This is a genomic window from Klebsiella sp. MS 92-3, assembly GCF_000195655.1.
Lineage (GTDB): Bacteria > Pseudomonadota > Gammaproteobacteria > Enterobacterales > Enterobacteriaceae > Klebsiella > Klebsiella pneumoniae.
On the sequence record NZ_GL882849.1, the window covers coordinates 10,253 to 21,922 of the forward strand.

Genomic DNA, 11,670 nt, shown 5'->3' on the forward strand with positions numbered 1-11,670 from the left:
GGGCAGGTCGCGTCCCTGCCCGTTTTTTTGTTAATACTTTCCAGGCTGAATTTTTCGTCCCCGCGTACCTACCAACACCAGGTTTTTCCCGGGGTGATGACCGCCGGCAGCGGGATATCCCACTCTTCGCTCGGCAGGCTATCCACCTGCTGGCAGTCGTGCGCGTAGCCCACCGGCTGCAGGCGATACTGCTGCCAGTTTTGCAGCGTCCGGTCGTAAAAACCGCCGCCCATTCCCAGCCGTTGGCCACTGACATCGAAGGCCACCAGCGGGGTCACCAGCACATCGAGTTCAGCCAGCGGCAGCACATCCCGCACATCGAGCTTCGGTTCGCGGATCTTCAGGCGATTCACGATCAGTTGGCTCTGCGGATGGTAGTGTAAAAACAGCAGATTGCCGGGGCTAAAGGGATGCAGCACCGGGAGATATACCCGCTTGCCGGCGCGCCAGAGCTGGTCGATCAGCGGCTGGGTGTCCAGCTCGCCGTCAAAGGAGAGAAACAGCGCCACGTTGTGGGCGAGAACTATAGGCGGCCAGGCCATCATCCGCTCGGCGGCCTGTTGGGCAAACAGGCGCTGTTGCTCCGGGCTGAGTGCGCGTCGACGATCGCGGATCTGCTGGCGAATATGCTGACGGGAGAGCAGGGTATCGGGCTGTATAGTCATGCAGGTCTCGTTACGAGCTGGCGAAACAATAGGAGCAAGTGTAATACAGGGCGGCTTCAGCCGAAAACACGTATGGGGGATGATGCGAAGTAAAGAAGGGAATCTCCGAGATGCCGCCGCAGGCTGTAACCCTTGAACCCTTGGTTCAAGGTGAATGTGTCGTCACGGTTTTAAGGCTTCTCGGACGAACCGAGCATGCTCACCAACCGTGGAGCGCCACATTCTTGTGGTATGAAATATCGGCTCAGGGGACTGGCCCGCTTGCAAACATCTCAGAGAAATTTTGTTCTTGCGATTACTCTAACACAGTTAACTGCAAAGTGTTATTCAAACTTCGACCCTGGCTTTTCGCTTATGCGACCTTGCTCAAGCAATGCTTGTTCGATGGTCTGCTGAAGCATGCGAATGCGCTGCTCCATGCTGGAAGCGTAGTCGCGGGTCTTCGCTTTTTCCTGAGTCAACTCATAGCTGATGTTCAACGCCGCGATGAAGACCAGCTGCTCAGTATTTGTGACTCTAGTGCGTTCTTTTAAATCTTGCAACCGCTGATTAAGGTCTTCAGCTGCCTGATTCAGGGCATCCCTTTGTTCAGGCGGGCAATTCACTCGCAGTGAACGGCCGAAAATTTGGAGATCTACGGGTTGTGCAGACATGCCACCTTCCTGCTGATTGACTGCGCTGCCTTCGTCTTTAGACCCATGGTCTGCGAAGGGGCGACACTATAGCTACCCTGGTGCGAAGATACAAGCCCTATTCTGGTTCACCAGGGTCCAAAGTGGTAGCATACCATGAATATTCCTCCCAACGATGACGAATGCGCATGTCTATACAGAACGAAATGCCTGGTTACAACGATGTAGACCAGTTACTGAACCAACAAGGGGTAGGTCTCACCCCGGCCGAAATGCACGGTTTGATCAGCGGATTGCTGTGCGGCGGCAACACGGACAGCAGCTGGCAGCCGCTGGTGCACGACCTGACCAACGAAGGTCTCGCCTTTGGCCATGAACTGGCTCAGGCGCTGCGTAACATGCATTCCGCCATCAGCGATTCACTGGATGACGACGGTTTCCTCTTTCAACTGTATCTGCCGGAAGGCGATGCGGTGAGCGTCTTTGACCGTGCCGACGCCCTCGCCGGTTGGGTCAACCACTTCCTGCTTGGTCTTGGCGTTAGCCAGCCGAAGCTGGATAAAGTGAAGGATGAAACCGGGGAAGCGATTGACGATCTGCGTAATATTGCCCAGCTGGGCTACGATGAAGACGAAGATCAGGAAGAGCTGGAGATGTCTCTGGAGGAGATTATCGAGTATGTCCGCGTTGCCGCACTGCTGTGCCACGACACCTTTGCCCGTCAGCAGCCAACCGCACCGGAAGTCCGCAAACCGACATTACACTAACTAAAATTCGTTCAGGGGGCGTCATGACTCAGCAGGAATTTCTATCGCGTCGCCAGACGCTGTTGGCGCAGATGCAGCCAGGCAGCGCGGCGCTGATTTTCGCCGCACCGGAAGCGGTGCGCAGTGCAGATTCGGAATATCCCTACCGGCAGAACAGCGATTTCTGGTACTTCACCGGCTTTAACGAACCGGAAGCGCTGCTGGTGTTGATTAAAAGCGATGAAACCCACAACCATAGCGTGCTGTTCAACCGGGTTCGCGATCTGACCGCTGAGATCTGGTTTGGACGCCGTCTGGGCCAGGAGGCCGCGCCGGCGAAGCTTGGCGTCGACCGGGCGCTGGCGTTCAGCGAAATCAACCAGCAGCTGTATCAGCTGCTCAACGGTCTGGACGCGATCTACTTCGCCCAGGGTGAATATGCCTATGCCGATGAGATTGTGTTCAACGCCCTCGAAAAACTGCGCAAAGGCGCGCGCCAGAATCTGCAGGCGCCGAACTCGGTTATCGACTGGCGGCCCATTGTGCATGAGATGCGCCTGTTTAAATCCGCGGAAGAGCTTGCCGTGATGCGCCGCGCCGGGGAGATCACCGCGCTGGCCCATACCCGGGCGATGGAAAAATGCCGCCCTGGCATGTTCGAATATCAGCTGGAAGGTGAAATTCTCCATGAATTCAACCGCCACGGGGCACGTTTCCCCTCCTATAACACCATCGTTGGCGGCGGCGAAAACGGCTGTATTCTGCACTACACCGAAAACGAATCTGAACTGCGCGACGGCGATTTAGTCCTGATTGACGCCGGCTGCGAGTATCGCGGCTATGCCGGGGACATTACCCGCACCTTCCCGGTAAACGGTAAATTTACCCAGCCGCAGCGCGAGATCTACGACATTGTGCTCGAATCGCTGGAGACCGCGCTGAAACTCTATCGGCCGGGCACCTCGATCTGTCAGGTCAACCAGGAAGTGGTGCGCATTATGATTACCGGCCTGGTGCGGCTGGGGATCCTGAAAGGCGAGATTGACGAGCTTATCGCCAACAACGCCCACCGCCCGTACTTTATGCATGGCCTGAGCCACTGGCTGGGTCTGGATGTGCACGATGTCGGTAATTACGACACCGACCGTTCGCGCGTCCTGGAGCCGGGAATGGTGCTGACCGTCGAGCCGGGACTGTATATCGCCACCGATGCCGACGTGCCGGCGCAGTATCGCGGCATCGGCATCCGTATTGAAGATGACATCGTGATTACCGAAGACGGTAACGAAAATCTCACCGCCGGCGTGGTGAAGAAGGCGGATGAGATCGAGGCGCTGATGGCGGCGGCGCGCCAGTCATGAGCGTGCTGATCGTCGGGGGCGGGATGACCGGCGCGACGCTCGCGCTGGCCATCTCCCGTTTGACCGGCGGCGCGCTGCCGGTCCACCTCATTGAAGCGCAGGATCCGCATTCTTCACGCCACCCTGGCTTTGACGACCGGGCGATCGCCCTGGCTGCGGGCACCTGCCAGCAGCTGGCGCGTATCGGTATCTGGCAACGCCTCGCCGAACGCGCGACGCCCATCCAGCGAGTACACGTCAGCGACCGCGGTCATGCCGGGTTTGTGAATCTGGCGGCCGCGGATTATGGCCTGTCGGCGCTGGGCCAGGTGGTTGAACTCCACGATGTCGGCCAGCGGCTGTTTGGTCTGCTGCGCGAGGCGCCGGGCGTCACGCTGCACTGTCCGGCGAAAGTGGAAGCGGTCAGTCGCAGCCAGGAGAGCGTCAGCCTTACGCTTGAGGGCGGCGAAATCATTAACGGTAAGCTGCTGGTGGCGGCGGACGGTTCCCGTTCGGCACTGGGCGCCCGCTGCGGCATCAGCTGGCAGCAGCAGCCGTATGAGCAGATAGCGATCATTGCTAACGTCAGCACCGCGTTGCCCCACGAAGGTCGCGCCTTCGAGCGCTTTACCGAGCATGGCCCGCTGGCGATGCTGCCGATGTCGCAAGGGCGCTGCTCGCTGGTGTGGTGTCATCCGCAGTCGCGCCGCGATGAGGTGCAGAGCTGGTCTGACGAACGCTTTTGTCAGGAGCTGCAGCAGGCGTTCGGCTGGCGGCTGGGGCGTATTACCCACGCCGGGAAACGCAGCGTCTATCCGCTGGCCCTCACCACCGCCAGCCGCGCGGTGTCGCACCGCCTGGCGCTGGTCGGCAATGCGGCGCAGACGCTGCACCCGATCGCCGGGCAGGGCTTTAATCTCGGCCTGCGCGATGTGATGAGCCTGGCGGAATTACTCGCTGACGCCCATCTCAGCGGCGAAGATGTCGGTCATTATCCGCTGCTGTGCCGCTATCAGGCGCGCAGGGCAGGGGATAAAGCCGCCACCATCGGCGTGACCGATGGGCTGGTGCATCTGTTTGCCAACCGTTGGGCGCCGCTGGTGGCGGGGCGCAACGTCGGTCTGATGGCGATGGAATTATTTACCCCGGCGCGCGATGCGCTGGCGCAGCGTACCCTCGGTTGGGTTCCCCGTTAAGGAGTAGAACGTGCAAAGTGTTGATGTTGCCATTGTTGGCGGTGGAATGGTGGGGCTGGCGGTAGCCTGCGGTCTACAGGGTAGCGGCCTGCGCGTCGCAGTGCTGGAGAAAGCAGAGCCGCGACCGCTGGCCGCCGATGCGCCGCCGGCGCTGCGCGTTTCGGCAATTAATGCCGCCAGCGAAAAGCTGCTGACGAAGCTGGACGTCTGGCGCGAGATCGTCGCCCAGCGGGCCAGCTGCTATCACGGTATGGAAGTATGGGATAAAGACAGCTTTGGCCACATTAGCTTCGATGACCAGAGCATGGGCTTTAGCCACCTTGGCTATATTATCGAAAATGCCGTAGTGCATCATGCATTGTGGCAGAAGGCGCAGCGTTGCGCTGACGTTACCCTGCTGGCTCCGGCGGAACTTCAGCAGGTGGCGTGGGGCGAGAATGAAGCCTTTCTCAGCCTGCAGGACGGCAGCATGCTGACCGCGCGGCTGGTGATCGGCGCCGATGGTGCCAATTCATGGCTGCGCAATAAAGCCGATATTCCGCTGACCTTCTGGGATTACCATCATCATGCGCTGGTGGCGACCATCCGTACCGCTGAGCCGCATCAGGCGGTGGCCCGCCAGGCGTTCCATGGCGACGGGATCCTCGCCTTCCTGCCGCTCAGCGATCCGCACCTGTGCTCGATCGTCTGGTCGCTATCGCCGGGGGAAGCGCAGCGGATGCAGCAGGCTGATGAAACCACCTTCAACCAGGCGCTGAATATCGCGTTCGATAATCGCCTTGGCCTCTGCCAGCTGGCAAGTGAACGTGAAGTTTTCCCGCTGACCGGCCGCTATGCCCGTCAGTTTGCCGCCCACCGGCTGGCGCTGGTCGGCGATGCCGCGCATACCATCCATCCGCTGGCCGGGCAGGGGGTCAACCTCGGTTTTATGGATGCCGCCGAGCTTATTGACGAGCTGAAGCGCCTGCACGCTCAGGGCAAAGATATCGGCCAGCATCTTTATCTGCGCCGCTACGAGCGCAGCCGCAAGCACAGCGCGGCGCTGATGCTGGCGGGCATGCAGGGCTTCCGCGAAATGTTCTCCGGGAGCCATCCGGCGAAGAAATTTCTTCGCGATGTGGGACTCAAACTGGCCGATACGCTGCCGGGCGTGAAACCGCAGCTGATTCGCCAGGCGATGGGCCTCAACGATCTGCCTGCCTGGTTACGTTAACCGCGTCACACTTCTTTCACCCGGCCTGGGCGCCGGGTTTTCCCCCTCATTTGAAATATTCTAATTTCACCTCTTTTTTCGCATTAGATTTATTAATGCGTCCTTTTTTTTGTTAAAGAAATTAGAGCCGTAAAATCGCATAAAACACCATCATTACCTAATTGTCGCGCCGTTAATGTTAATTTTATGTGGCGTAAATCGCTTTTTTCCAGTCAATAACTCTGTAGGCTTTTCGGCGGATTTTAGCCATAAGCTAATGTGATGCCCTGAATGAGCTTATGGTTTAGCGCCGGGTTCGGTGGTAAGTTCAGGCCAAAGAGAACGTTTGCGTCGGCGTCCGTCAGCGATGCCGACGCCGAATTTCGTGGCGCAAAATCGCCGACAATTTCGTGGCTGGTTCCGTTTTATTCGATGAGGAAAAGATGGCTCAACAGACTCCGTTGTATGAACAACACACGCTGTGCGGCGCGCGCATGGTGGATTTCCATGGCTGGATGATGCCGCTGCATTACGGGTCCCAGATTGATGAGCACCATGCGGTGCGCGGCGATGCAGGGATGTTCGATGTGTCGCATATGACCATCGTCGATTTCCACGGCAGCCGGATCCGCGAGTTCTTGCGCTATTTGCTGGCCAACGATGTGGCGAAGCTCACCACCCCAGGCAAAGCGCTCTACACCGGCATGCTGACCGCCTCCGCCGGCGTCATCGACGACCTGATTGTCTATTTCCTTTCTGAAGATTATTTCCGCCTCGTTGTTAACTCCGCCACCCGCGAAAAAGACCTCGCCTGGATCTCCGAACAAGCTGAACCTTACGGCCTTGAAATTACCGTTCGCGACGATCTGTCGCTGATCGCGGTGCAGGGCCCCCAGGCGAAAGCGAAGGCGGCGACGCTGTTTACCGACGCTCAGCGTCAGGCCGTGGAAGGCATGAAGCCGTTCTTCGGCGTGCAGGCCGGCGACCTGTTTATCGCCACCACCGGCTATACCGGCGAAGCGGGTTATGAAATTGCGATGCCGAACGAGCAGGCGGCTGATTTCTGGCGCGGTCTGCTGGACGCTGGCGTTAAGCCGTGCGGTCTTGGCGCGCGCGACACCCTGCGCCTGGAGGCTGGGATGAACCTGTACGGCCAGGAGATGGACGAAGGCGTTTCTCCGCTGGCGGCGAACATGGGCTGGACTATCGCCTGGGAGCCCGCCGATCGTAACTTCATCGGCCGCGAAGCGCTGGAGATGCAGCGCGAAAAAGGCACCGAGCAGCTGGTTGGCCTGGTGATGACCGAGAAAGGCGTCCTGCGCGGTGGTCTGCCGGTCCGTTTTACCGATAGCGACGGTAATCAAAAAGAAGGCATTATCACCAGCGGCACCTTCTCGCCGACGTTGGGCTACAGCATCGCGCTGGCTCGCGTGCCGGCCGGGATTGGCGACACCGCGGTGGTGCAAATCCGTAACCGTGAAATGCCGGTAAAAGTGACTAAACCTGGTTTTGTACGCAATGGCAAAGCCATTGTGTGATTTCCCTTTTTTGGAGATGAATTGATGAGCAACGTACCAGCAGAACTGAAATACAGCAAAGAACACGAGTGGCTGCGTAAAGAAGCGGACGGCACCTATACCGTAGGGATCACCGAGCACGCGCAGGAGCTGCTTGGCGATATGGTTTTCGTTGACCTGCCGGAAGTGGGCGCCACCGTTGAAGCGGGCGCCGATTGCGCGGTTGCCGAATCCGTGAAGGCGGCCTCCGATATCTACGCGCCGATTAGCGGTGAAATCGTTGCCGTCAACGAAGAGCTGAACGACTCTCCGGAACTGGTCAACAGCGACCCGTATACCGACGGCTGGATCTTCAAGATCAAAGCCAGCGACGAAGCGCAGGTTGCCGCGCTGCTGGATGCCGCCGCGTATGAAGCTTTACTGGAAGACGAATAAATACGCTTCATCCTTCACGCTGCAGGGGCGTTGGCTTCCTGGCTCCCCCCGGTCACTTACTTTTGTAAGCTCCCGGGGAGTCGCTGTGTCGCCGCCTTCCTGCAACGCGAATGATTTTGCGTATTCTGGCCCGGTAAGCATCAGCGCTTGCCGGGCAAACCAGTCAGACAACCACGATTCACCGCACGTTTCAGGAACCATCGCTCATGACTCAGACTTTAAGTCAGCTTGAAAACCGCGACGCCTTTATTGAACGTCACATTGGCCCGGACGCTCAGCAGCAGCAAGAGATGCTGAAGACCGTCGGCGCGGATTCGCTTAACGCCCTGATCGGCCAGATTGTGCCGCAGGATATCCAGCTGGCGACCCCACCGCAGGTGGGCGACGCGACTACCGAATTCGCCGCGCTGGCGGAGCTGAAGGCGATTGCCAGTCGCAACAAGCGCTTCAAGTCTTACATCGGCATGGGCTATACCGCCGTGCAGCTGCCGCCGGTCATTCAGCGCAACATGCTGGAAAACCCGGGCTGGTATACCGCCTATACCCCTTACCAGCCGGAAGTATCCCAGGGCCGTCTGGAGTCGCTGCTCAACTTCCAGCAGGTCACTCTGGATCTGACCGGGTTGGATATCGCTTCCGCTTCGCTGCTTGATGAAGCCACCGCCGCCGCCGAAGCGATGGCGATGGCCAAACGCGTCAGTAAACTGAAGAGCGCCAACCGCTTCTTCGTTGCCGCCGACGTCCATCCGCAAACCCTGGACGTGGTTCGCACCCGCGCGGAAACCTTCGGCTTCGACGTCATCGTCGATGACGCCGACAAAGTGCTCGATCACCAGGATGTCTTCGGTGTGCTGCTGCAGCAGGTGGGCACCACCGGCGAAATCCACGATTACAGCAAACTGATCGCCGAGCTGAAAGCGCGCAAAGTGATTGTCAGCGTCGCCGCCGACTTTATGGCGCTGGTGCTGCTGACGGCGCCGGGCAAGCAGGGCGCGGATATCGTTTTCGGTTCCGCCCAACGCTTCGGCGTGCCGATGGGCTACGGCGGCCCGCACGCGGCCTTCTTCGCGGCGAAAGATGAATTCAAACGCTCCATGCCGGGCCGGATTATCGGCGTATCGAAAGATGCGGCGGGGAATACCGCGCTGCGCATGGCGATGCAGACTCGCGAGCAGCACATCCGCCGTGAGAAAGCGAACTCCAACATTTGTACCTCGCAGGTTCTGCTGGCCAACATCGCCAGCCTGTACGCGGTATTCCACGGCCCGGCGGGTCTGAAACGTATCGCTGGCCGCATTCATCGTCTGACCGACATTCTGGCCGACGGCCTGCAGAAGAAAGGGCTGAAGCTGCGCCATGCCCACTACTTCGACACCCTGTGCGTCGAAGTGGCGGATAAAGCCGCGGTGCTGGCGCGTGCCGAAGACCTGCAGATTAACCTGCGCAGCGATATTCACGGCGCGGTGGGCATTACGCTCGATGAAGCGACCACCCGCGAAGATGTGCTGAACCTGTTCCGCGCTATCGTCGGCGACGATCACGGTCTGGATATCGATACCCTGGATAAAGACGTGGCGCTGGATAGCCGTTCGATCCCGGCGGCGATGCTGCGCGACGATGCGATCCTCACCCATCCGGTGTTTAACCGCTACCATAGCGAAACCGAGATGATGCGCTACATGCACGCCCTGGAGCGTAAAGATCTGGCGCTGAACCAGGCGATGATCCCGCTGGGCTCCTGCACCATGAAACTGAACGCCGCGGCGGAGATGATCCCGATCACCTGGCCGGAATTCGCTGAGCTGCACCCGTTCTGCCCGGTCGAGCAGGCGGAAGGTTATCAGCAGATGATCGCCCAGCTTTCAGACTGGCTGGTGAAACTGACCGGCTATGACGCCGTCTGTATGCAGCCGAACTCCGGCGCGCAGGGTGAATATGCTGGCCTGCTGGCGATTCGCCATTATCACGAGAGCCGCAACGAAGGCCATCGCGATATCTGCCTGATCCCTAGCTCCGCGCACGGCACCAACCCGGCTTCCGCGCAGATGGCGGGTATGCAGGTAGTGGTCGTTGCCTGTGATAAAAACGGCAACATCGATCTCGCCGATCTGCGTGAAAAAGCAGAGCAGGCGGGGGCCAATCTCTCCTGCATCATGGTCACCTATCCGTCGACCCACGGCGTGTATGAAGAGACCATTCGCGAAGTGTGCGAGATCGTGCACCAGTTTGGCGGCCAGGTTTATCTCGACGGCGCCAACATGAACGCCCAGGTCGGGATCACCTCTCCGGGCTTTATCGGCGCCGACGTTTCGCACCTCAACCTGCATAAAACGTTCTGCATTCCGCACGGCGGCGGCGGCCCGGGCATGGGCCCAATCGGCGTGAAAGCGCACCTGGCGCCGTTCGTGCCGGGCCACAGCGTGGTACAGATTGAAGGTATGCTGACCCGCCAGGGCGCGGTTTCCGCCGCGCCGTTCGGCAGCGCGTCCATTTTGCCGATCAGCTGGATGTATATCCGCATGATGGGCGCGGAAGGGCTGAAGCAGGCGAGCCAGAACGCGATCCTTAACGCCAACTACATCGCTACCCGACTGAAAGACGCCTACCCGGTGCTCTACACCGGTCGCGATGGTCGCGTAGCGCACGAATGTATTCTCGATATTCGTCCGCTGAAAGAAGAGACCGGCATTAGCGAGCTGGATATCGCCAAGCGCCTGATCGACTTTGGCTTCCATGCCCCGACCATGTCTTTCCCGGTAGCGGGGACGCTGATGGTTGAGCCGACGGAATCGGAAAGCAAGGTCGAGCTGGACCGCTTTATCGACGCGATGCTGGCGATCCGCGCGGAAATCGACCGCGTCAAAGCCGGCGAATGGTCGTTGGAGGATAACCCTCTGGTGAACGCGCCACACACCCAGGGCGAGCTGGTGGGCGAGTGGAACCATCCGTACAGCCGTGAGCTGGCGGTATTCCCGGCAGGGTTGCACAACAAGTACTGGCCGACGGTGAAACGTCTGGATGATGTCTACGGCGACCGCAACCTGTTCTGCTCCTGCGTGCCGATGAGCGAATACCAGTAAGTTTGCGTTTTAGCTAAACTTTTAAAGGCGCTGCGGCGCCTTTATTTTTTTGGAGGGAAGGTATGGGAATAGCTCTTATTAGCGGCGCGAGCCGCGGCATAGGCCGGGCGACGGCGCTGCTGTTGGCGCAGGAAGGATATACCGTGGCGGTCAATTACCATCACAACATTAACGCCGCCACCGAGGTGGTGAATACCATTGTGGCGTCTGGTGGCAAAGCCACGGCGCTGCGGGCGGACATCAGCGATGAAGCGCAGGTGATGGCGATGTTTGAGGCGATCGACCGCATGGGCGAGCCGCTGACGGCGCTGGTCAACAACGCCGGGATCCTGTTTACCCAGTGTACGGTGGAGAGCCTGAGCGCCGAGCGTATTAACCGCGTGCTGGCCACCAACGTCACCGGTTACTTCCTCTGTTGCCGTGAGGCGGTAAAGCGCATGTCACATCGGCATGGCGGCAAGGGCGGGGCGATAGTTAACGTTTCGTCGGCGGCCTCGCGCCTTGGCGCGCCGGGGGAGTACGTTGACTATGCCGCGTCGAAAGGGGCGGTAGATACCCTGACTACCGGGCTGGCGCTGGAGGTGGCGGCGCAGGGGATCCGGGTCAACGGCGTGCGTCCGGGGCTGATTTATACCGAGATGCACGCCTCCGGCGGTGAACCGGGACGCGTGGATCGAGTGAAAGGTTCGCTACCGATGCAGCGCGGCGGCCAGCCGGAAGAGGTCGCTCAGGCCATTGCCTGGCTGCTGAGCGACAAAGCGTCGTATGTGACGGGTAGCTTCCTTGAACTGGCGGGCGGGAAATAACCCGTAGATGTCTATTGCCCGGCGGCGCTGCTGGACTGCACCCCAAAAGTTGGACACCCAA

At 59.5% G+C, this 11,670-nt stretch carries 10 protein-coding genes and 1 other RNA gene; 8 read left to right on the plus strand and 3 right to left on the minus strand.

The genetic code is table 11. From position 1 onward, the window contains the following. Positions 1 to 68: 68 nt before the first annotated feature. The 3 genes from HMPREF9538_RS05675 to zapA all read right to left on the minus strand — a co-directional run bounded on the left by HMPREF9538_RS05675 (position 69) and on the right by zapA (position 1,318). Positions 69 to 665, minus strand: coding sequence for a 5-formyltetrahydrofolate cyclo-ligase (locus tag HMPREF9538_RS05675; protein WP_004144746.1), 597 nt, complete (start codon positions 663 to 665; stop codon positions 69 to 71). A 98-nt stretch (positions 666 to 763) separates the two neighbouring features. Continuing rightward, a non-coding RNA gene (gene ssrS, locus HMPREF9538_RS30465) (6S RNA) lies at positions 764 to 947 on the minus strand. A gap of 41 nt (positions 948 to 988) precedes the next feature. After that, a complete protein-coding gene (gene zapA / locus HMPREF9538_RS05670; protein WP_002916488.1) occupies positions 989 to 1,318 on the minus strand; it encodes a cell division protein ZapA in 330 nt (109 codons plus the stop codon). Positions 1,319 to 1,485: 167 nt separating this feature from the next. On the opposite strand from zapA, the gene HMPREF9538_RS05665 reads away from it, so the two are divergent. From HMPREF9538_RS05665 to HMPREF9538_RS05630, 8 genes are all read left to right on the plus strand, one after another. After that, on the plus strand, positions 1,486 to 2,064 hold the full coding sequence (locus tag HMPREF9538_RS05665) for a YecA family protein (protein ID WP_002916486.1): 579 nt from the start codon (positions 1,486 to 1,488) through the stop codon (positions 2,062 to 2,064). Positions 2,065 to 2,087: 23 nt separating this feature from the next. After that, positions 2,088 to 3,404, plus strand: a complete 1,317-nt coding sequence (pepP, locus tag HMPREF9538_RS05660; protein ID WP_004193720.1) for a Xaa-Pro aminopeptidase — start codon at positions 2,088 to 2,090, stop codon at positions 3,402 to 3,404. Beyond that, on the plus strand, positions 3,401 to 4,579 hold the full coding sequence (gene ubiH / locus HMPREF9538_RS05655) for a 2-octaprenyl-6-methoxyphenyl hydroxylase (RefSeq protein WP_002916482.1): 1,179 nt from the start codon (positions 3,401 to 3,403) through the stop codon (positions 4,577 to 4,579). Before pepP ends, ubiH begins: the two co-directional genes overlap by 4 nt. A 10-nt stretch (positions 4,580 to 4,589) precedes the next feature. After that, a complete protein-coding gene (gene ubiI, locus HMPREF9538_RS05650) occupies positions 4,590 to 5,792 on the plus strand; it encodes an FAD-dependent 2-octaprenylphenol hydroxylase (RefSeq protein ID WP_002916481.1) in 1,203 nt (400 codons plus the stop codon). A 422-nt stretch (positions 5,793 to 6,214) separates the two neighbouring features. Next, entirely contained in the window at positions 6,215 to 7,309 is a 1,095-nt protein-coding gene (gcvT, locus tag HMPREF9538_RS05645) for a glycine cleavage system aminomethyltransferase GcvT (RefSeq protein ID WP_002916480.1), read from the plus strand. 24 nt (positions 7,310 to 7,333) lie between these two features. After that, positions 7,334 to 7,723: a glycine cleavage system protein GcvH gene (gcvH, locus tag HMPREF9538_RS05640; RefSeq protein WP_002916479.1), complete on the plus strand. Its 390-nt coding sequence runs from the start codon at positions 7,334 to 7,336 to the stop codon at positions 7,721 to 7,723. Between the two features lie 206 nt (positions 7,724 to 7,929). After that, a complete protein-coding gene (gcvP, locus tag HMPREF9538_RS05635; RefSeq protein WP_009485982.1) occupies positions 7,930 to 10,803 on the plus strand; it encodes an aminomethyl-transferring glycine dehydrogenase in 2,874 nt (957 codons plus the stop codon). Between the two features lie 62 nt (positions 10,804 to 10,865). Further along, entirely contained in the window at positions 10,866 to 11,609 is a 744-nt protein-coding gene (locus tag HMPREF9538_RS05630; protein WP_004174442.1) for an SDR family oxidoreductase, read from the plus strand. Positions 11,610 to 11,670: the final 61 nt, after the last annotated feature.